Below are 21,258 nucleotides of genomic sequence, written 5' to 3' on the forward strand. Positions count from 1 at the left end.
GCAGTTTCCTTATTTTAATTTAAATGTTTTCATCATCGTCGGAACATCACTTGTGATGAGCTTAGCAATTTTCTCTTTGCCGGCTGCCCCTTTGACCGCTTCGGTCGGTTGGACATAGTAGTACGTTTTATTGCCTTTTGTCCCGAGATACGTGCCGAATCCGACTTGTTTCTCAAATTGTTTTTTCGTTAATTTTTTCGGTTCAAAGTTCAAGTTCACGAGCATTTGATCTTTGCCCTTTACTTTATAGTAGAGCGAAAACGTTCCGCTGCGTGTCACGGTACCGTATTTCGTCTTGACCGTTTTGTTTTTGACGACATCGACTTTGTCCTGCTTGATCGCTGTCTGTAAGGCGGTCGTCGCCTTGACGGAGTAGCCGAAGTCCTTGTTTTGGATCGTGCCTGTTTTATACGTCACGTTACTTGCGCCGAAAGCTGTCACTGGAATTAGACATGCTCCGATTAATACCCCTGTCATTGCTACTCGTTTCATGCTAACTCCCCCTTAACTCTTCGATAGTAAATCAATTCCCTTTTGTGAAATAGGTAAACTCTATTCTTGAAAAAGATTTGACGGAATTGTCTAAATTTCTTACGATAGAACTAACGAAACGAAATGGGGTTAAACTGATGGCTGAACAAGAACTATTAACGCAAGAACAGCTCGATAATCTGCTGAAGAATTCGTTTGCGATGCAGGTACCAATCCTCGAGAAGTTCATGAAAGATACACATGACCGCTACGCACTCGCAACGACATCGTTCAAACGTGATATGGATACGATGAAAGAATCAGAGTGGCACCAGTTCTTCGCCGGTAAATTGTTACCGCACTTCTTCCTTGAGCACCTCGGCTTCGGGGCGTCGTTCCGCTTTAACGGACACGACAAAGAAGTCGATCTGCCGGAAAACGTCGTTCCTGTCCGGAATGATGCCGATGATCAAATCGCGAAAGTCGTCCTCGGTGTTGAAAAAGCGATGAAAGACATGCACATCAAAAACCATAACCTGGTCGCGAAATTCTACCAGGAGACACTCGAACTCGCTTGTCAGATGGGCAGTCGCGTCGGGATGAGCGATGAGTTCTATACGCTCGTCAAACCAAGCCTCGTTCAAGCCAACGATTCCGAATAACCAATAAGTCCCGCTCTTCACTTTGGTGAAAGACGGGACTTTTTTTGCACAGATTATTTGAACTGAATATAAAAGCAGGCGCCGCCAAGTGCGCTATCCCGGACACCGTACGCCAGCCCGTGACTGTCGAGAATCAACCGACTGATCGCAAGACCGAGACCATGCCCGGAGCCGCCTGTCTGTTTGACATACAAATCCCAAATCGTCGAACGGGCGTTTTCCGCGACACCATTCCCGGCATCCTCGACCGTCAACTCGGTTGCTGTCAGCCGGACTAACACCTCGCTTCCGACCGGCGCCGCGACTTGAGCGTTCACCAGGAAGTTGACGAGAACCCGTTCAAACATCCGCCGATCCAGCGAAAGTCGAACTGGTACTGTCTCGACCGTCAAACGGAGACCGTCTTTTTGGAACGTCGATTGTAACCGTTCCGCTGTTTCCTCAACTAATTGATCGAGTGCCACTTCTGTCCGGTCCAATGGCATCATCCCGCCGGCCAGTTTCGAATAAACTAACGTCTCGTCAATCAACAGCCCGAGCCGATCTGTTTCTTCGATGATACTGCTCGTGACGTCTGGCAGTTCGTCGACCGGAATGACACCGGCCGCCAGAGCTTCCGTTTCATTGCGGATGATGGCGAGCGGCGTCCGCAAATCGTGGGTGATCCCGGCAATAAACGATTTCTGCAAGGCTTCTTTTTGGATCAGCTGTTCCTGCATCTCGTCGACGGCATGAATCAGATCCCCGACTTCATCATTCGGTCGGTCCGGTAAGAGGACATCTTTTCGTCCGTCGCCGATCTGTTTGGCGACCATCCGAAGCTCCATGATCGGCCGAATGAATTGCCGTCCCATGTAATAGGCCAGTCCGGTTGCCAGCAGTAAAGCGGCAAGTAACGCTACACCAATCGCCAGATAGACGCCGTCCAAGGCACTGCTTGCGAGTGGTGCTTCACGGATCGTCGTGATGACCGTATCACCGCTCGTCAACTGATATGTCAACAGCCGGTTCCCTTGGACTTCGATGCTGTCCTGTTGTTGCAAATCATTCAGAATCGGCAACTCGACGACTTGCCGGCCCCGTCCTCCGATTCGTTCCGTCACCCCGTCACGCGTGATGAATCCTTGGATTTCCCGAGGAACCGGACGGTCTTCTGCCAGTGCCTCTTTGATGATGTTCGCTTCCCGCGTCAGCTGGCTGTAACGTTCTCCTTCTGCAAATCGGTTGACGAGAAACGCCGTCAGACTAAAGCTGAGCACACCCATGATCAATAACGGGGCAAGGACTGCCAGTAAAAACTTACGCATCAGTTTACTCATTCAATCGCCTCCAACCGGTAGCCGACCCGGTGAACTGTCTTCAACTGCTGTTTAATCGTCGGCAGTTTATCGCGCAACTGTTTGACGTGAGTATCGACCGTCCGCGTATCGCCCCCGAATGTATAGCCCCAGACTTCATCGAGAATTTGATCGCGCGTCAGTGCTTCGCCCATGTGCTCAAAGAAGTAGACCAACAGTTCGAATTCCATTTTCGCGAGACTGACCGTGTCCGATCCGTTTTGGACACGGCGCGCCTTCTCATCAATCGTTACGTCACCTAACTTCCGTCCGACCGGCGAGCGTTGCTTCAACGCCCGCTCGAGCCGGATGATCAGTTCCTTCAGGACTACGGGTTTGACGAGATAGTCATCCGCTCCCAGTTCGAGTCCAAACACCCGGTCGTCCGCTTCCCCGCGTGATGTTAGCATGAAGACGACCGGTGCCGGGACCGTCGCTTTGATGCCCGGGACGAGCGACCAACCGTCCCCGTCCGGCAGCCGGACGTCGACAAGGACAGCGTCAAACGATGCATGCGCAAGTTTTGTTTTCGCCTCCGCCAGTGACGCCGCGAGCGTGACTGTATAGCCATGATGGCGCAGGAAACGTTCCGTCACCTGTGCCAGCTTCAGTTCATCTTCAATCACTAAAATGTTCATCTGCATCCCTCCACTTGTAGTGTACCGTCTTTTTTAAGCGGTTGACGTTTCTTTACGATTTCCTTGCAACTTCCTCACAACTTCTGTTCGGATGCCCGCTAACATAAAGGGTGAAAGGAGTGATCACCCATGCAATTCAAAAAACAATGGATCACCGCACTGACAATCAGCGCACTAACAGTAGGAGCCGCGTCTGCATATGCTGCAACCAATGACGACAGCTCAACAGAAACGAAATCAGAACGTCCACATTTTGAAGGGATGAAACGACTCGACTTTACATTACTGCTCAAAAAATTAAACCTGACAGAAAAACAGGTCGATGCTGCCCGTGAAAAAGGTTTATCAATCGCCGACCTGGCCAAACAAAAAGGAATTTCGTTCAGTGACTATAAAAAGGCGGAACTCGCCGCCGCAAAAGAACAGCTTGCTTCCCTCGTCAAATCCGATGACTTAACGAAATCGCAGGCAGCGGATATGTTAAAACATCATACGGAACGCTTTAGCGGCGTTTCGAGTTATGCCGATTTAAAAGAACAGATGCCAAAAGGACATCACGGTGACAAAGGTGGCTTCTTCAACGAATCATTGATTGCCGACGTCTTGAAAGCACTTGGTCTCAGCCAAGATAAATTCGATGCCGCCAACCAATCGCTTGCCGCTTATGCGAAAGCCCAGTCGATTAAGTTCGCGGATTACAAGAAAGCATTGCTTGCAGCGCAGACGACACAGCTCGATCAATTCGTCAAAGACGGGAAGATGACGAAAAAACAAGCGACCGAGATCAAAGCCCGTCTGACGGAAGAGTTTTCCGATGCCAACAGCTATGATGACTTACCGGACCGCGGTCAACATGGACCAGGCGAACACGGTGGACCGGGTCATGATGTCTTCGGTGATACGACATCTGCCATCCTGAAGCGATTGAATCTCGATGCGGCGAAATTCAAAGCGGCAAACCAACCATTACCCGAATTCGCGGAAGCGAATAAGATTTCGTTTGCTGAATTTGAAAAGGCTGTCCTTGCTGAACAAACGAAAGCGATCGATGCGAAAGTCAAAAGTGGTGCCATCACAAAAAAACAAGCGACCGCTATAAAAGAACGGATGCAGGAACGGGCCGATGAAGTCTCAAGTTACGATGACCTCCAGCAAGGACCACGCGGCGGACACGAACCGGGACGTCATCACGGTCCTGATATGAACGGTTCCGACCGTCCGGATCAATCTGATCCAAATGCCAGTGACACTTCGGTTGACCTTGCCATCTGATGTGTAAATCACGGACAAACTTCGACATGTGCCATTCAACAGGCATCGGCGGGGTTTGTCTTTTTGTCTTTTTGTCTTTTTGTCTTTTTGTCTTTTTGTCTTTTTGTCTTTTTGTCTTTTTGTCTTTTTGTCTTTTTGTCTTTTTGTCTTTTTGTCTTTTTGTCTTTTTGTCTTTTACGTTCTTACGTTCTTACGTTCTTACGTTCTCATTCTGAAAGAATGATTTGTCGGAGTCTGCTTTCGAAGCTCGACTTCTACGGGAAAAGGAAGCTCTGCTTCCGACAGGAACAAGGAAGACCCGGTCGACGGTCACGACGACCGCGGCTTCCGTTCCGCCCGAGAAAATCGAGCGAAAGAAAGCAGACTTCCCGTCCCACCCCCTTCTTTTCCATTCCACTTCCTCCCATTCTCCAAAAAATGATTCGCTTTTTTTGAAAAAAAAGTCTATTCTTCGAACTTTGATTGCAATTGATCTTCGTTTACTCCGATACTAAGAGTGAGAGAAAAAATTCGAGTGAGGAGATTTGTCTATGACTTTTTTCGACGCGATGCAACGACTGAGTCGTTCATCTACATCCCCTCTGCTGATTGGCGGGTTAGAGCTGTCACGCCCAGAACGTGTGGAACCTTTTTTTCAGCAAAGTACAGATGCTGTCTTTTTCTTTAATCACCTTGGTGAAATCATCTATTTCAACGAACAGCTTCCACGGATGCTCGGCTATTCGAAAGAAACTTTATATAATCATTTCGCCGTCTTCAATCCACCGGAGCAGCATGCGTCCGTGACGGCATTTTTCGAGCGGGCTCTGGCCGGTGAGACGGTCCACTATACGGCACAAGGTCTGCATGCCGATCAACACCGGCTGACGCTCAAAATCACGAACATGCCAATTGAACAGGATGGGCATGTCGTTGGGGTGTACGGGATTGCACGCGACATCACACGCGAAAAACAGTTGGAGGATGATGTCGTCCATATCCGGTCGCAACTGGAACTGACAGAACAGATTCCGGAACTGGTCGTCTTTCACTACGATCCAACGAGCCGGACGATCGAGTATTCACCTTCGTTAATCAAGTACTTAGGCATCGAGTCCAATCCGGTGCAACCCTTTACGAATGAACAGTTACATCAACGTATCCATCCGCGTGATTTTGATCCGCTCCGCTTTCAGATGATCCGCCTGCTTGATGGAGAAATCGATACGTTCGAACAGGAAGTATCCGTCCTGAATGCCGACTACGAATATCAACTGTTACGCCTGAAGGCATTACGACGCGACGGTCCGACCGGATTGATTTCTCTGATTCTTTATGATTTGTCAGAAGTCAGCGAAGCGCGCCGTGAACTGGCACGCGAACGGGAACAGACGCGTGAAATCTATGAAGCACTCGAAGCCGCTATTTCACAAATCGACTTATCAACCGGACACCTGTTGTTTCATTCCAAAGGATTTTTCCAGATTTTCGAAGAGTTGCCGCACGATCTGATCCTCAGTCGGGACTGGCTGTTCGAGCGACTCGATCCGCGTGACGTACCGGCGATGAAACAGTTCATCCGCCGGCTGACGTCCGGAAAGCCGAGTACGATCCAGTATCGTCTGCTGTTCCCGGACGGGCGTATGAAATGGATTGAGGACCAGCAAATTCCGGTCTTCCAGCTGGACGGTTCGATTGCCTACACGAACAGCATCATGCACGACATTACACTTCAAAAAGAGTATGAGGAACGCTTGCAACAGCTGGCGATGTATGATTCGATCACCGGTCTCCCGAACCGGCTGTCGTTGACGGATACGATCCGTAACTGGATGCAGGCGAACACGCCATTTTCGATTTTATCGATTTCGTTTAACCGGATTTCGGATATTAACAATGCGTTTGGTCATGCTTCCGGTGACCAGTGGATTCAGGCGACGAGCGCCCTCCTCAATCGTTCGAGACCGGACGAAGTCTTTTTCGGACACCTTGGCGGTGACGAATACGCGATGCTCGTCCCGTCGAGCCTCAAGGACGATATCACGTCCTATGCGGAAACGTTGTTGTCTTTATCCGTCGAACCGATTTTGATTGATCCTTATGCCTTGTTCACCCGTGTTTCGATCGGCATCAGTCGTTTTCCGGACGACAGCAACGATCCGATTGAATTGATGAAACATTCGTATACGGCGCTTCGACGGTCACGGCGGGAAAACCAAAGTGCCGTCCATCATTACGCTTCAAACTTGGATATCGATTATTACCGCCGCTACCGGCTCGAACAGGATTTACATTATGCGATTGAACGGAAGCAACTGTTTCTCGAGTATCAACCGAAAGTCGACAGCTGGACCGGGAAAATCATTGGTCTCGAAGCGTTAATCCGCTGGCAACACCCGGAATGGGGACGGATTCCGCCCAATGATTTCATCCCGCTTGCCGAGGAAAGTGCCCTGCATATCGCAATCGGCGACTGGGTCGTCGAGACGGCATGCCAGGCAATGCTTGACTGGTCCAGTGCCGGTGCCGATCTCGTTCCGGTGTCCGTCAACGTCTCACCGAAACGGTTTTTGATTCCCGGATTCGAACACCAGATTGAACAGATACTGGCTGCGTATCACTTGCCGGCCGAGCTGCTGGAACTGGAAATCACCGAAGCGGCATTGATCATGGATGACCCGAACATCAGCCGGACGCTCGAGCATGTCAGCAGGCTCGGTGTCCGGATTGCCCTCGATGACTTCGGCAAGGGTTATTCGTCGATGGTCTATCTGCAACGGTATCCGATTGACGTCGTCAAAATTGATCGCCAGTTTGCAACGCATATCGCGGAAGACACGAAAGCACAAGCGATCATCAAAAGTATTCTCTATATGGCGAAGGAGTTTAATCTGGCTGTCATCGCCGAGGGCATCGAGACGATTCAACAGCTCGAGACGTTCCGGGCTCTTGAATGTCCGAACATCCAAGGGTATTTATTCAGCCGACCGGTGTCCGCGGCCGTCATGGAAAGTTTTCTGATCCGGGAAGTTCTCTATCCGATCGAAGCCTGTTCGCTTGCGTCGGATAACATCCCGAGCTTCACGGTCCAAGGCAAGATCAAGATGCTGCAGCATCAAAATCAGACATTCGACTTTAGTTTTTCCGAGATTCAAGCCCACCGGACGAGTACACGTCATCTCTACTTTACGACTGATACGCCCTTGCCTCTGCAAACCGCGACGTTTGAAGTCCGGTTGTCGGAAGGGTTGCAGCTGGTCTCCTGTACTCTGACTGTCACTGCTTTTGAGAACGGACAATATGCCGGACGCTATACGACGACGCAGGAAGCGGAACTGGTCTTACGATTTTTCCAAACCTTACGCTACAACGGGTGAAATAAGCACTAAGGTCGTTCTCGCGTGCCTTAGTGCTTTTTTGTTATAGTAATGAAAAGTGTATGTAAAAGGAGGGGTTCGATGCTCGCAGCTGAACAGGCCAAACGACACCGCCGTTCGACGAAATGGCAACTGGTCCGCCGATTGCTGTTACTCACGATCGGTGCCGTGATTTTCGCCATCGGACTCAAAGGATTCCTTGTCCCGAACAGTATCATCGATGGTGGAATTGTCGGTATTTCCATCATCGGATCGAAACTGACCGATTCAACACTCGCGTTGTGGTTATTCTTTCTCAACATCCCGTTCATCTTTTTCGGTTATAAACAAATCGGGAAGACGTTTGCCTTGTCGACGCTTTACGCCATTTCCGTCATGGCAATTGCGACGAAGTTACTGGAAGACATCGGTCCGATGACACGGGTCGATCTCCTCGCAACCGTCTTCGGCGGGTTGATTCTCGGAATCGGTGTCGGGATTGTCATCCGGGCGAGTGGTTCACTCGACGGGACCGAAATTTTGGCTGTCTCGTTCAGCCGTTCGACCCCGTTTTCCGTCGGCGAAATCGTCATGTTCTTTAACGTCTTCATTTTAGGGGCAGCCGGTTTTGTGTTCGGATGGGACCGGGCCATGTATTCCTTGATTACCTACTTCATCGCCTTCAAGACGATTGATGTCGTCATCGACGGACTCGATCAGTCGAAAAGTGTCTGGATTATTTCTGAAAATCATGAAGAGATTGGTCTTGCCATCATGGACCGGCTCGGTCGGACGATGACGTACCTGAACGGGGAAGGTGCCTTTTCCGGCGACGACAAAAAAATCATCTTTTGTGTCATCAGCCGGTTGGAAGAAACGAAACTGAAGGAAATCGTCCGGGACTTCGATGAGGAAGCCTTTATCGCGATCGGCAACATCCATGATGTCCATGGCGGTCGTTTCAAGAAAAAAGATATTCATTAACGTATCCTACTGCAGAGAGGAAGAATCGCCGTGTCGCTGTTGAAAAAACACCGCAAGAAACTGATTGCCGGACTGGTTATACTGATTGTCTTAGTCCTGATTGCCATTGTCGGAATTTCTGCTTATGTCGGTTCTTCTTTGACGGAGCCGCCCCGGGAACCGTTGACGACCAATCCGAAAAAGGCGGAAGGTCTCGCTTACGAAAACGTCTCGTTCCGCTCTTACAAAGACCGGACCCGTTTATCCGGCTGGTGGATTCCGAGTGAAGACGCCAAGTTGACAATCGTTTTTGCCCACGGGTACGGAAAAAACCGGGAGCAAAATGATGTCCCGATCCTGCCGTTGTTCAAGAAATTCCATCAGGCCGGCTATAACGTCCTGACGTTTGATTTCCGCGGCTCCGGTCAATCGGAAGGAAAACGCGTTACGGTCGGTGCAAAGGAGCAGGATGATTTATTGACTGCCGTCCGCTACGCGAAATCACGCGCCTCGGAACCGGTCGTCCTCTACGGCATCTCGATGGGAGCGGCGACATCTCTCGTCACGGCACCAAAAGCCGAAGTCGCCGGTGTCATCGCCGACAGTCCGTTCAGTGATCTCAAGAACTATCTCGAGACGAATCTGCCGGTTTGGAGCGGTCTGCCGAACTTCCCGTTCACGCCGGTCATCCTGCAGGTGACACCACCTTTGACCGGCTTAAACCCGGAACGCGTCCAACCGATTGAAGCGATTCGCCGGATCGACTACCCGATCCTGATGATTCACGGGAAAGACGATGACGCGATTCCGGTCACGGAAAGCATGCGGCTGCAAAAAGCAGCACCGCGGTCCGAGTTATACGTGACGGAAAACGGCGGTCACGTCCAGTCGTACAAACACGACCGGAAAGCCTATGAAAATAAAATCCTGTCGTATCTCGAAGATATCCGTTAAAAAAAGGAGGCACTGTTCCCGAGGAACAATGTCTCCTTTTGTTTGTCCATTAACGTTTTAGCACGGCACTCCCGACAATCTTCAAGACTTCCGGGCGGCTCAGTTTTTCTTTGCCCTTCGCCAAAGCATCGAGCGTTCCGTGGGCGAGCGCAAGCGGAATCTTACAGAATTCATAAATCGTCGTCTGTTTCGGAATCGACGCGAGGTACGCATCGGCTTCCGCCAGATTTTCCCGGGCATATTCGAACATCGTCTCCGTCGTCCAACCGGGTGGGAAATAGCCGACACCGCGTTCTGCGTCTTCCTGTTGATTCCGCAGGATGTTGACCGCTTGCAGTCCCCGTCCGAATCCGATTGCCTGTTGTTTGTCCGTCACGATACCGGCTTTCCAGTACCAGATGTCGGATAACATGACACCGACGAGTCCCGCAACGTAATACGTGTATTCGTCAAGATCTGCTTCTGTTTTGACTGTCCAGTCCCGTTCGGCCCAAGTGGCCATCCCTTCCGCCATCTCGGCCGTCGAGTCGAGGACTTTCGCCCGAATACCGGCCGGACAATACGCGATCCATTCCGCAAGACGTAACGTGACTTCCGGCAACTGATCCGCATAATCTGCAATCATCGCCTGATAGGCGTGCGCGTCGAACGTCCCGCGCATCATTAAGGCCGTTTCCCGGAGTAAGGTCGTCTTGACCTCGGTCGGCAATTCCTCGTGGTCCTCGATTTCATCGATCGCCCGCATACATAAGTAAGCAGCTCCGACGGCTTCCTGTAGTTCCTGTGACAGACGGCTGATCGGTATATAAAAGGTCCGGCTCGTCGCTTTTAATACACGATTCGCATCTTTCTTCAGCTGCTTCGTCTCATTCATCCCTTACACTCCCTCTTTAGTCAAAAAGGTTTCTTTTCTCTACATTACTATACACGATTCAAAAGAAATGAGCATTTTTTTGTTGAACGAAAAAACAGGACCGACATGAAAGTCCGTCCTGTCCTGCTTATGAATCGGTCCGTTGTTTCAGCAACTGGCTCATCAGACCGGTGCTCTGTGAGGCTTCCGCGTTTTCATCCTGAATCGCGAGATAGATTTCTTTCCGGTGAATGTCGATTTGCCGGGGCGCATGGATGCCTAGTTTGACTTGATCCCCTTCGATGGCGAGAATCGTCAGCTCGATGTCATCCCCGATTTGAATCGCTTCTCCCGTTTTGCGTTTTAAGACGAGCATCAGCGGCCACCTACTTCAGTCAGACTGCCGATCATCCGACGGTTCGCATACGTTTCATCGAGAATGATTTGTTTCGCTTGACGGCGTTTCGTCTCCATGACGAATGGTGCCCGCAGGTTGGTCGTCGACTCCTGGAACGGTTCGCGTAACGTGACCGTCGTATAGACCGCGACTTGTGCCGTTTCCTGGATACCAAGCTGCTCTTTCGCTGATTCCGGTAACTCAAACACGTAGTCCGGATCGATCCAAAATGGATTCGTTACGACAAAAGCGCACTCCGGCTGGTCAATCGATTGGAAGGACCAAAATGGAACCCCTTCCCCGAACGGTAAGAGGATAAAGCGGCGTGCTTCCGGAAAACCCGGTACTTCCGAAGCGAAGGTGATGATTTCACTTTCGTCGACTTGAACCGGACCAAAAAAATCAGTAGTGATTTGCATATGATTATCCTTCCCCATCGAACATGCCGCCGACCGGCCACATGTCCAGTTGATTTTGTTCCCGCAGATAAATATCGACCGTACCTTCCGTGACCGTCAATTCGGGACGATTGACCTGAACCTCGATTCGCGGTCGTTCGGCCGTGTAATTGAGCTGCACTTCTGCCGGTGTATAGTTGATTTTGACCCGTTCGAGACTGCGCGGGACAAAGCCAAGCGTCGTCACTTCGGCAGGCGGTGTATCCCGTGACTTCGCGACACGGGCGACGGCATTGCCGCCTTGTTCGATCCGCATCATCTGATCGCCTTCCGCCGACGCCTGACTTGTTGCCTGTTGCCCCATCTGGCGGCCGTAGTCTGCATAACGCTGGACCGATTCCAAAGCCGGAATCCGTCCCGACTCAATCAGCGCCTGCGTCGAATCGATTTCGAGCCGTGCGGCGACGGTCTCGATCGAGAGTTTTCCTTGCGGCTGTTCGATTGATAATGTCGCCGGTGCCTGGTGTTGCTCAAGCTTCGCCCGTGTCGTCTGGATACCGATCTTCGCTGACGTTTGACGCATCTCAAGGTGCGGCAGATTCATCAGACGTCACCTCCTTAACGTAAGAAATCAAGCAGGGTCGGCTGAATGATCCGTGCGCCGGCACTGAGTGCTGCCCGGTGTAACGTTTCGTATGATTTTAGTTCCATGATGACTTTTTCCGCTTCGATGTCTTCATTGTCTGACATGACCGTCTTGACGATGATTTCCTGATCTTCGAGCCGGGACGCATTCAGTTCGAGCCGGTTGACCCGTGCTCCGAGATCGGCCCGCGTTTCGACCGTCTGATTGACCATCACATCGAGGTCTTTCAGCATCGCCGACAACTGGGCACCGTTGTTTGAGCTGTCCGCAGTTCCGCCGGTTTCCGAAACACCGCCGAGCGCGTCATATAACTTTTTCAGGGTCGTAAACGTTTCCGGACTAAAGACATCCGTCGGCGAGACATTGACCTGGACCTGAATGCCAGATGAGATTTCGTACTGGATGATTTCACTGCCTTTCGTTGCCGGATCGCCGTCTGTAAAGACCGAGTCGACCGGCTTGCCGGAAGATGTCAGGTAATCGCGGAGCCCTTCGATCGATACGAACGGTTTGTCCGTCGCCGTGCCGTTGAAGATACCTTTTTCGTTATATTTCGTATTGGCCATCGTCCCGATATGTTCAATCAGCTGACCGACTTCACTTTGAATCGCTTTTCGTTGTGTCGCATCATACGTATCCGTCGCGGCTTGCGTCGTCAATTCCCGGACCCGGCTCATCGCCGACGTCACTTCATTGAGGGCGGAATCCGTCAAATCCATCCAGCCGGTCGCTTCGTTGACGTTTTTCTTGAACTGTTCAACTTCCCGGACCTCGGTCCGGTAACGAATTCCCTGCATCGCGACAACCGGATCTTCCGATGGGCGTTGGATCTTTTTCCCGCTGATCAATTGTTCCTGCATCGAGCTCAGCTTTTGATAACTGGCTGATAAGTAACCGATATTCGTTTTCGTCAACATCGTCTGTGTTACGCGCATTTAGTCATCACCGTCCTACGATTCCCATACCGTTGATGATTTTATCGAGCATCTCATCGACGGTCGTAATATTACGCGCTGCCGCGTTGTATGCATGTTGATACTGAATCATCATCGTCATCTCTTCATCGATCGACACGGCCGAAACGGACATCCGGCGCTGTTCGGCGCTGTCCATCAAGACAGCCGAGCTTTGCCCCAGTCGTCCTACCTGATCGGTCGCGACACCCATGTCTCCGATGACATTTTGGTAAAACGAACCGATCGTCGTCGTTGTCACGGACGTGGCAAACAGAAGACTTGTCGTCTTCATTTGAGCGAGTTTCAGTGCCCCGGCGCTATCGCCGATATTTCCGTCTGTCGACGTGGCAATATTATCGAGACTGCCTTTAATATCTTGACCGACGGCAATCGTCGCTGCTGAAATTGAACCGCTCGTTGCGACGAAAAATTGATCCGTTCCGTTCGTCTTGTCTTTTTTGAAGTTAGCCGCATGCGCCGCGTTGAATGCCGTCGCGAACGTCGTCGCCATCTCGTCCAAATTGCTTTGCATCTTGACGAATTCACCGGTTGGCTGACCGTTTTTGATCTGTCCGTACATTTCCAGTAATCCTGCAATGCGTCCATTTGCGAATCCGCCGCCGGCCGCATCAAAGCTGATGGTTTGGCTATTGGTTTCAAAACCGGTATACAATCCCTTATCGTTTGTTGTAAACGACAATATTCCTGCTTGAGCAACATCAGAGTCGACAGCTCTCAACTTGTTTCCATTTGGCAGTTTAACAAGAATATCGATGCGTCCTTCCGCAGTTTTTGTAGCGTTACCCAGTTTCCCCTGCGTAATGGCTTCCGCATCAACAGATACTTTCTCGAAATCGACATACTGCGCCAACTCATCCATGTACCGGTCACGTTCATCATATAAAGCGTTCGGCAATACACCAAGCGGCTCGACTGTATGAATCTCAGCATTGATGTTATGGATTTTCTTGAACAGATCGTTGACTTTTTTGGTTGACACGTCAATTTCACTTTTCAGATCTTCCTTGACCTGACTGAGCGATTTCGACATGTAGTTAAAGGTTTGTGTCAGCGTCTCCGCTTTTTGACGGACGACACTGCGGGCACCGGAGTCCTGCGGATTCGTCGACAATGTCTGAAGTGATTCCCAAAACCCGTCAAACGCTTTCGCAAGTCCTGTATCCGACGGTTCGTTGATGATGTCTTCCATCCGTCCGAATGCCGCTTCTTTTGTTCCGTAATACGCGGTTTTCGTCGCTTCATCACGGTATTGTTTATCGAGCATGACGTCACGGACGCGTTCGAGAATTTCTCCCCGGACGCCGGTCCCGATTTGTCCCATCTTGCCGGTTCCGATGGCCATCGACAGTTGCTCCGTCGTCGCCATGACCAGACGTTGCCGTGAAAATCCGGCCGTTCCTGCATTAGCGATATTGTTTCCCGTCGACTGGAGCGCCCATTGGTTCGTCGTCAGTGCGCGACGACCGGTTTCAATCCCCATGAATGTTGAACCCATGTCTTTGCCTCCTTAAGCATTTCGATTGAAATGTGCGCGATCAAGCGCGGACTGACCATATGTAAAATCATCAGCTTCTGGTATCAGCAGTTCCAGATGCCAGTTTAAGTAATGTAACGACTGGGTGAGCAGCTCAGCATTTAATTCGTTGAGTACTTTTAACTGCCCGATCGTCTGAAGCAACCGACGCATGGAATCGACATCCTCCGGGTGGGTTTGCAGCCACTCCGTCATCGTCATCGTGCCCATCTGCGCGAGGCGTTGCTGCTCCAACTGTTCGATTCGTTTCAAATGAATCGGCTCTTCCTTGACGAGCTGCGAAAGACGTTGCATATCATTTTGAATCAAAACCTGTTTTTTTTCTTCTGCCAGTTTAAGTAATGCGGCATGTTCCGCCGTCAGCTGATCGATGAGTTCCATCCGTCCTGTCCTCCTCTTTTGTCTCGATTCGTTCATATAAAAAGCGACCCGCGCATCCGTGCCCCGAGTCGCCCCTATTGTCTAAGTTAGTCTTCTTACAAGTTCAAGAAACGTTCCGCGATTTTCTTCGCATCCGGTTTGTAGGTTCCATCCTGAATGGCTTGTCGAAGAGATTCAATTTTTTCGGTCCGTGAAGGCGTCGTTTCGTTGAAGCGCAGACGTGCTTCGCTTGAAATCGTCACTTCATCCGGACGATTCGTACGTGTTGGTTCTGTTCCTTCTACTTTTTGATTTCTTTCGTACGTCTTAGGCATGTTAACCCACTTCGTAGAATCAATTCGCATGTGAACACCTGCTTTCTAGACTACAAGATTCTTAATTCAAGTTCGATACGTTCGCGGTTTCGAAGGGGTAGAAGAATCAAGCATCGCTTGGGCGAGTTCACGTCGTAATTTCTCACGACATTCGGCACAAATCGTGCCATCACGGGAGGGCTTCCCGCAACTCTCACACATGATCTCCATCTGAGAAATTTCAGAGATCAACAATCGCCCTTCTTTGATGTAACGGAAGACCGTTTCTCTCTTTACTCCGATAGCCATCTCAACATCTTTAGGTGAGGTTCGGATTTTTCGCCGTTCTCGCAGGAACTCACGCACCTTCTCAAAATCAGTATGATCTTTTCTGATACAATCGACACACAGATCAGAAGATTGACGAACAAATAACTTCCCGCAAGTTTTGCAGTTTAATACATCCATTTCCTTCACCTCATATTGAATATCGGCAGGAATGAAGATTTTTTAAACACTTCGAAATAAAGTTACCGCAGAAATTTCTTTCGCACCGGCTTCATAGAGCCGCGAAGCCGCTTGGTGCAAGGTGGTTCCGGTCGTATAGACATCATCGACCAGTAAAATCGTTTTTCCGGTCACCGGTTGCATGACATGATACGGATTGTCCCGTTCCAGTCGTTCGTGCCTCGTCTGATGACTGAATGCGACTCCGTTCGTCCGTTCCAGCACAAGCCGGATCCGTCCCCGCATCATCCGGGCGATCAGTTCCGCCTGATTGAAGCGGCGCTCGCCCAACCGCTCCGGACTGAGCGGAACCGGGACAATCCATTCCTGTTTGACTTTTACCTTCTTGAGCTCTGTTTTAAACACGTCGAGCAAAGCCGTGTCCCCGAGAAACTTATACCGTTTCATGAACGCCTTTGCTTGTGTCTGATAAAGAAATAGCGGGTGCGTGACCAATCGCTGTCCCTGGTTGCGCCAGTTTTGACAATCCGGACAGAGCGGCGGTCCCGGTTTGCCGCAATCCTCACATCCTTCGCATTCCCCTCTTTTTACAAATTCTATTTTACAGGTCGGACACAGGGTTTGCCTAGTCCAGACATTTGATAACGTCCAAACGGGTAAAAAGTCCTGTCCGCACAGGTGACAGTTCATCGAAATCCCTCCCGGTTCGCTCGTTTAATGTGATCAATCGCTTCGTACATCGCGTCGGACCGGTCATTGGCAAACAATACGACGTCCCCTTCCGGAAAATCAGCACTTCGTCCGACCCGCCCGCTGATCTGAATCAGGGCCGCACTGCTGAAGGAGTGATCGGCATCGAGAACAGCGACCTGAACGTTGATCAACGTCACGCCGCGCTCGAGAATCGTCGTCGTCAACAGAACACCCGTCGTTTGACGGAACCGGGCGACTTTCGTAATCCGGTCCGGATCGGCCGCATGGACGGTTTCACACGTGATGCCCTGCTGCTGTAAACAGGTCTGCCATGTTTCAAGCGCCTCGACTTGCGGTACGAACAACAGACGTGGTTTACCCGCATGCGTCAGGACCCAGTCCACGACGTCATGTTTCCCGTAAGGAACCTGCAGGCGGGGTGTAGGCAACGGAAACCCGTGATACCGGCGCATCAGACGGACTGTCGGCAGTCGTCGATCGCGGAGTGAAGGGGTCGCACTGAGTAAAATCAGGGAAGCACCGGGAGCCGTCGCCTGCCGGACATACCGGTGTAACGTCCGATCGGTCCGGTACGGAAAGGCATCGACCTCATCAATGAAGACGACGTCAAAACAAGCCCGGTAATGAATCAATTGGTGGGTCGTACTGATTGTAATATCGCCGATCCCAAGCCGGTCTTCGGATCCTCCGAACAAGGAGACGATCGTCGCCTGTTGAAACGCACGTCTCAGATGCCCCGTCAATTCCCGGACGACATCCGCCCGCGGTGCCGTGATCAGAACACGGCGATTCGTCGAGAGTGCCCGTTCGATCCCCGGAAACAGCATCGGTGTTTTACCGGCGCCGCAAACGGCATGGACGAGCAACCGTTTCCGTTGATCGATCGTCCGGACGATTGCCTCGGCAATCCGTTGCTGATCACTCGTCAAGTTCAGTTCCGTATGATGATCGGGACGGACGGGGTCGAGCGGACGCGGATCCGTGACAAGACGGTCACACGTCCGCAGTTTGCCGAAAATCAAACAATGTCTGCAGTAATAACAGCGTTTCCCGCACGTACACGGTCCCCGGGTCGGTAACTTTCCGCATCGCTCACAACGCCATGTGACAGCCGGCCGGTATTCAAGAGGAGCATCGACCGGCGTGTCGATCCGGTAGTCGGGAATCAATCGTCCACGTAAATCCATAAGTCACTTCCTTTCGTCAACTGACTCTCCCTTTCGGCAAGACGGACGGACTTCCTGCCGCCGCTTGAAAGCCCCTATTTGGAATAACGGGACGAAAAAAACGTATCTGCTTTCGCAGATACGCCGTTGTTCGTTGTATGTCCTATGGATAATACAGGGTTACGCTTCTTGATACCAGGTAATACCGATTGCACCGGGTCCCAGATGGGTTCCGATGACCGGACCGAACACACTCATCTCCATCCGGGCGTCCGGGAACCGTTCTTGCAGGACGGCAATTTCCGCTTCCGCTTTCGATGAATCTTCCGCATGGATGACTCCGATGACATATCCGGCACCGGTTCCTTGAATCGTCTCATCCATCATTTCTTCAATCCGTTTGACAGCACGTTTGAACGTCCGGATTTTTTCGAACGGAACGATTTTCCCGTCGACGAAATGAAGAACCGGTTTGATTTTAAGAAAAGAGCCGACGACGGCCTGCGTCATGCTGAGACGTCCGCCGCGGTGCAGGTGTTCGAGGTCATCGACCACGAAATAGGCACGGATGACGTCTTTTAATGCTTCAAGACGGGCGACGATTTCAAGTGCCGTCGCGCCGGCGTCACGCATCCGAACCGCTTCCTTGACCAGGAAGGCTTGCGGCATGCAGGAAATCCGGGAATCAATCGGATGCACCTCGACGTGTTCGACCATCATGTTGATCGTATGTAGTGCCTGGTACGTCCCGCTGATTCCACTCGATAACGTGATGCCGATGATATCCGTTCCCTGCGGCAACTGTTCAAACGATTCGACGAGATCGCCGATGTTCGGCTGTGATGTCGTCGGTAAGCTTCCGGTCTGAATGCGTTGATAAAAATCAGGTACGGAAATATCGAGTCCTTCACGATACGCATCTCCGTCGAAGATGACACTAAGCGGTGCAACATGGACATTGTTTTCTTCACAATAGGTAGTTGGCAGATAGGCAGTACTATCCGTTAAAATCACAATTTGGCTCATTCGTGAATTTCCTCGCTTTTAAGAGTTCCGTCGTGACATAAGGTATTCTGACAGGTCACAATCGCTTATTTATCATATCACAGGTTGAAGTTTGAAAAAAAGAAAGACGGAGCCGATTCGGCTTCCGTCCGTACTTAAACGACGACGACCCAGCCGCGGCGAATCGCTTCGACGACAGCACCGGTCCGGTCGGGCACATTCATTTTACGTAAAATAGAAGAAACATGGTTTTTGACGGTCTTCTCACTGATGAACAACGTATCGCTGATCGCCCGGTTCGAGAAGCCGTCCGCGAGCAGCTGTAAGACTTCACATTCCCGGCGTGTCAACACATGTAACGGTGCTTCGGCGACACGTTTTTCAATCGGTTGCGAAGACATCGTCTGCTTCATCTTCATCAGACGACGGTACTCCTGTAACAAGTTCGGTGTGACTTTCGGGTGAACGTATCCGCCTTCCCGGTACACGGACCGGATCGCATTCACCAGTTCATCCGTCGCCATTTCTTTTAAGAGATAACCGACCGCACCTGCGCCAAGCGCGTGCATGACATAGGTTTCATCGTCATGAATCGACAAAATGATGACCCGGACTTCCGGATGGACTTCCATCAGACGTTTCGTCGCTTCGACGCCATTGACTTTCGGCATATTTATATCCATTAAGACGATATCAGGCTGATGCGCTTCAACGAGTGGAATCACGTCTGCTCCACTCTCGCCCTCCGCGACGACGACGAATTCTTCTTCGAAATCAAGAATCCGTTTGACGCCTTCCCGGAATAACTGATGATCGTCGATGATGACTACTTTTACTTGCTCGTTATTCACAGTGTTTCTCCTCTCGCTCCGGATTCCTCAACTGGAATCCTTACCTTGATGACTGTCCCTTTACCCGGCTGCGTCTCAATCTCAAACTCACCGTCTATCAATTCAATCCGTTCCCGCATCCCGATCAGTCCGAATGACTCATCACACGATTCGACAATGGAATTAAAGTCAAATCCAATCCCGTTATCCTTGACATGAATCCTAACAGAATGTTGATACTGTTCTATGATAATACGAATGTCCACTGCTTTGGAATGCTTAACTGCATTTTGGACCGCTTCCTGAACAATTCGGAAGACAGCGACTTCATAGGTGGATTCAATCCGTTCCCCGCCACCGAGATAATTAAAGTGAATCGGAATATTAGAAATTTCCTGCATATGCCGTAAATACCGTTCCAGTGTCGGGACGAATCCGAGATCGTCAAGCGTCATCGGACGTAAATCGTAAATGATACGGCGAATATCGGCGAGTCCGTCACGGATCAATTTCCGCAGACGGTGGATCTCTTCAAAGGCCGCTTCTGCACCGTTATGTTGGTGAATCTTTTCAATTAAATCGGCGCGGATCAAAACATGTGCAAGTGTCTGCGCCGGACCGTCATGCATATCCCTCGACAGGCGGCGCCGTTCATTTTCTGCCGATTGGAAGACCTTTAAGCCCATCTCCTGTTTTTGCATTGCTTTTTCGTACTTTTCGTTCATGACCTGCATGTCGTCCGTCAGGAAGTTCAGCACGACGGAAACCCGGCTGATCAACATGTCGGCACGTTCAATCGTTTCATCCAGTTGAACGAGACGGCGTTCCAGCTCGTCCCGGCGCTTTCGGCAGTTCATCTCATCACGTTGGTTGATGAACGATTCGAGTTGGAGTGCGTTGGCTGTCTCATAAGCAGTCCGGATGTCTTGTTCTGAGTAGTTGTCGAAGTTCTTGCTCACGATGACGAGTCGCGCTTTCGAATCCTTAATATGTCGTTCTAGCCGTTCCGCTTCTTTAATATAGTCGTGAACGCGTGTCTTCAGTTCCCGTAACTCCTGCTGGATTTCAGCATACTGTTCCCGTGAACTTTCCGTAATCCGGACGATTTCTTCCCGGCTTTCTTCTACGACACCAATGATGTTCTGTACGATATCATTCAAGGACAGTCGCTCCCCCATCTCATTCGTCATACTACTCCCTCCGTTCCTTGCCAGTCCCCCACGGTTGTCTCTCTCTCAAATCGTCGTTATGCTAGAAAGAACTAGTTAACGAGGAGGACATTTTTGATTATGACATTATTTAATTATTATACAGTAAAAGAAAACGGTTTCCATGAAATCATTATCCAAAAGTCACGATTTATTACATATTTGGCGCGTGCCACCTCGGAAGAAGAGGCTCAAGCCTTCATTGCCGATCTCAAAAAGAAACATTCGAATGCCAATCATAATTGCTCCGCTTACGTCATCGGTGAACACAATGAGATTCAAAAAGCCAACGATGACGGGGAACCGAGCGGAACGGCAGGCGTCCCGATGCTGGAAGTCTTAAAAAAACGGAATCTCCGCAATACGGTCGTCGTCGTCACGCGCTACTTCGGCGGCATCAAGCTCGGCGGCGGCGGCTTGATCCGGGCTTACGGTTCCAGTGTCTCGGAAGGGTTGAACGCTGTCGGTATCGTGGAGCGGATTGCCCACGATTTAGTCGAAGTCACAGTCGATTATACGTGGCTCGGAAAGCTGGAGAATGAGTTACGGGCAACCGAACACATCATCGATCAGATTCATTATCTCGATCATGTCAAAATCGATGTCTGGGTCGAAGAAACCGCCGTCCCTGCTTTTTTTGAGTGGATGACGAATTTGACGAACGGACAGGCTCTGCTTGAGAAAACCGATTCGCGCTACGTCGACCGTGACATTCAACCTTGACCTGCTATACTGATTGTAAAGAATTTAAAAGTT

At 50.6% G+C, this 21,258-nt stretch carries 23 protein-coding genes; 6 read left to right on the forward strand and 17 right to left on the reverse strand.

Annotation, left to right across the window (positions count from 1 at the left end; translation table 11 throughout):
- Positions 1-9: 9 nt before the first annotated feature.
- The gene (locus EXIG_RS12470; protein ID WP_012371314.1) at positions 10-492 is read right to left on the reverse strand and encodes a hypothetical protein; all 483 of its coding nucleotides are present in this window, start codon (positions 490-492) and stop codon (positions 10-12) included.
- 137 nt (positions 493-629) lie between these two features.
- On the opposite strand from EXIG_RS12470, the gene EXIG_RS12475 reads away from it, so the two are divergent.
- Complete coding sequence (locus tag EXIG_RS12475) at positions 630-1,133, forward strand: hypothetical protein (protein ID WP_012371315.1); 504 nt, start codon at positions 630-632, stop codon at positions 1,131-1,133.
- Positions 1,134-1,186: 53 nt separating this feature from the next.
- Here the strand turns inward: EXIG_RS12475 and EXIG_RS12480 are convergent, their stop codons facing one another.
- Both EXIG_RS12480 and EXIG_RS12485 read right to left on the reverse strand, forming a co-directional pair.
- On the reverse strand, positions 1,187-2,452 hold the full coding sequence (locus tag EXIG_RS12480; RefSeq protein WP_012371316.1) for a HAMP domain-containing sensor histidine kinase: 1,266 nt from the start codon (positions 2,450-2,452) through the stop codon (positions 1,187-1,189).
- Complete coding sequence (locus tag EXIG_RS12485) at positions 2,449-3,108, reverse strand: response regulator transcription factor (protein ID WP_012371317.1); 660 nt, start codon at positions 3,106-3,108, stop codon at positions 2,449-2,451. The genes EXIG_RS12480 and EXIG_RS12485 overlap by 4 nt, the downstream gene beginning before the upstream one ends.
- Before the next feature lie 129 nt (positions 3,109-3,237).
- Between EXIG_RS12485 and EXIG_RS12490 the strand changes: the two genes are divergently transcribed.
- The 4 genes from EXIG_RS12490 (at position 3,238) to EXIG_RS12505 (ending at position 9,632) form a co-directional block, all read left to right on the forward strand.
- Complete coding sequence (locus EXIG_RS12490; RefSeq protein ID WP_012371318.1) at positions 3,238-4,380, forward strand: hypothetical protein; 1,143 nt, start codon at positions 3,238-3,240, stop codon at positions 4,378-4,380.
- 530 nt (positions 4,381-4,910) lie between these two features.
- The gene (locus EXIG_RS12495; protein WP_012371319.1) at positions 4,911-7,736 is read left to right on the forward strand and encodes a sensor domain-containing protein; all 2,826 of its coding nucleotides are present in this window, start codon (positions 4,911-4,913) and stop codon (positions 7,734-7,736) included.
- A gap of 81 nt (positions 7,737-7,817) precedes the next feature.
- Entirely contained in the window at positions 7,818-8,699 is an 882-nt protein-coding gene (locus EXIG_RS12500; RefSeq protein WP_012371320.1) for a YitT family protein, read from the forward strand.
- 30 nt (positions 8,700-8,729) lie between these two features.
- Positions 8,730-9,632, forward strand: a complete 903-nt coding sequence (locus tag EXIG_RS12505) for an alpha/beta hydrolase (RefSeq protein ID WP_012371321.1) — start codon at positions 8,730-8,732, stop codon at positions 9,630-9,632.
- A 49-nt stretch (positions 9,633-9,681) separates the two neighbouring features.
- On the opposite strand, the gene EXIG_RS12510 is transcribed toward EXIG_RS12505, so the two are convergent.
- The 14 genes from EXIG_RS12510 to EXIG_RS12575 all read right to left on the reverse strand — a co-directional run bounded on the left by EXIG_RS12510 (position 9,682) and on the right by EXIG_RS12575 (position 20,484).
- A complete protein-coding gene (locus EXIG_RS12510) occupies positions 9,682-10,506 on the reverse strand; it encodes a squalene/phytoene synthase family protein (protein WP_012371322.1) in 825 nt (274 codons plus the stop codon).
- A gap of 127 nt (positions 10,507-10,633) precedes the next feature.
- Positions 10,634-10,861, reverse strand: coding sequence for a carbon storage regulator CsrA (gene csrA, locus EXIG_RS12515; protein ID WP_012371323.1), 228 nt, complete (start codon positions 10,859-10,861; stop codon positions 10,634-10,636).
- Entirely contained in the window at positions 10,861-11,301 is a 441-nt protein-coding gene (gene fliW, locus EXIG_RS12520) for a flagellar assembly protein FliW (RefSeq protein ID WP_041261712.1), read from the reverse strand. The genes csrA and fliW overlap by 1 nt, the downstream gene beginning before the upstream one ends.
- A 4-nt stretch (positions 11,302-11,305) precedes the next feature.
- Positions 11,306-11,884, reverse strand: coding sequence for a DUF6470 family protein (locus EXIG_RS12525; RefSeq protein ID WP_012371325.1), 579 nt, complete (start codon positions 11,882-11,884; stop codon positions 11,306-11,308).
- 14 nt (positions 11,885-11,898) lie between these two features.
- Complete coding sequence (gene flgL, locus EXIG_RS12530; RefSeq protein ID WP_012371326.1) at positions 11,899-12,861, reverse strand: flagellar hook-associated protein FlgL; 963 nt, start codon at positions 12,859-12,861, stop codon at positions 11,899-11,901.
- Between the two features lie 7 nt (positions 12,862-12,868).
- A complete protein-coding gene (gene flgK / locus EXIG_RS12535; protein ID WP_012371327.1) occupies positions 12,869-14,398 on the reverse strand; it encodes a flagellar hook-associated protein FlgK in 1,530 nt (509 codons plus the stop codon).
- A 12-nt stretch (positions 14,399-14,410) separates the two neighbouring features.
- Positions 14,411-14,818 carry a flagellar protein FlgN gene (locus tag EXIG_RS12540; RefSeq protein WP_012371328.1) on the reverse strand — a complete coding sequence of 136 codons (408 nt, stop codon included), beginning with the start codon at positions 14,816-14,818 and terminating at the stop codon, positions 14,411-14,413.
- Positions 14,819-14,913: 95 nt separating this feature from the next.
- On the reverse strand, positions 14,914-15,162 hold the full coding sequence (gene flgM / locus EXIG_RS12545) for a flagellar biosynthesis anti-sigma factor FlgM (protein ID WP_012371329.1): 249 nt from the start codon (positions 15,160-15,162) through the stop codon (positions 14,914-14,916).
- A 36-nt stretch (positions 15,163-15,198) separates the two neighbouring features.
- Positions 15,199-15,579, reverse strand: a complete 381-nt coding sequence (locus EXIG_RS12550) for a flagellar protein (RefSeq protein ID WP_012371330.1) — start codon at positions 15,577-15,579, stop codon at positions 15,199-15,201.
- Positions 15,580-15,621: 42 nt separating this feature from the next.
- On the reverse strand, positions 15,622-16,026 hold the full coding sequence (locus tag EXIG_RS16100; protein ID WP_234944537.1) for a ComF family protein: 405 nt from the start codon (positions 16,024-16,026) through the stop codon (positions 15,622-15,624).
- 239 nt (positions 16,027-16,265) lie between these two features.
- On the reverse strand, positions 16,266-17,480 hold the full coding sequence (locus tag EXIG_RS12560) for a helicase-related protein (RefSeq protein ID WP_012371332.1): 1,215 nt from the start codon (positions 17,478-17,480) through the stop codon (positions 16,266-16,268).
- 159 nt (positions 17,481-17,639) lie between these two features.
- Positions 17,640-18,485 (reverse strand): fatty acid kinase binding subunit FakB, encoded by an 846-nt coding sequence (locus tag EXIG_RS12565; protein ID WP_012371333.1) that lies wholly within the window; start codon positions 18,483-18,485, stop codon positions 17,640-17,642.
- 134 nt (positions 18,486-18,619) lie between these two features.
- On the reverse strand, positions 18,620-19,315 hold the full coding sequence (locus EXIG_RS12570; RefSeq protein WP_012371334.1) for a response regulator: 696 nt from the start codon (positions 19,313-19,315) through the stop codon (positions 18,620-18,622).
- On the reverse strand, positions 19,312-20,484 hold the full coding sequence (locus EXIG_RS12575; protein WP_012371335.1) for a sensor histidine kinase: 1,173 nt from the start codon (positions 20,482-20,484) through the stop codon (positions 19,312-19,314). The genes EXIG_RS12570 and EXIG_RS12575 overlap by 4 nt, the downstream gene beginning before the upstream one ends.
- 99 nt (positions 20,485-20,583) lie before the next feature.
- Here EXIG_RS12575 and EXIG_RS12580 point away from each other — a divergent pair, with 99 nt between their 5' ends.
- Entirely contained in the window at positions 20,584-21,225 is a 642-nt protein-coding gene (locus tag EXIG_RS12580) for a YigZ family protein (RefSeq protein ID WP_012371336.1), read from the forward strand.
- The last annotated feature ends 33 nt before the right edge of the window (positions 21,226-21,258 follow it).

This window comes from Exiguobacterium artemiae 255-15 (assembly GCF_000019905.1).
In the GTDB taxonomy this organism is placed as follows: domain Bacteria; phylum Bacillota; class Bacilli; order Exiguobacteriales; family Exiguobacteriaceae; genus Exiguobacterium_A; species Exiguobacterium_A artemiae.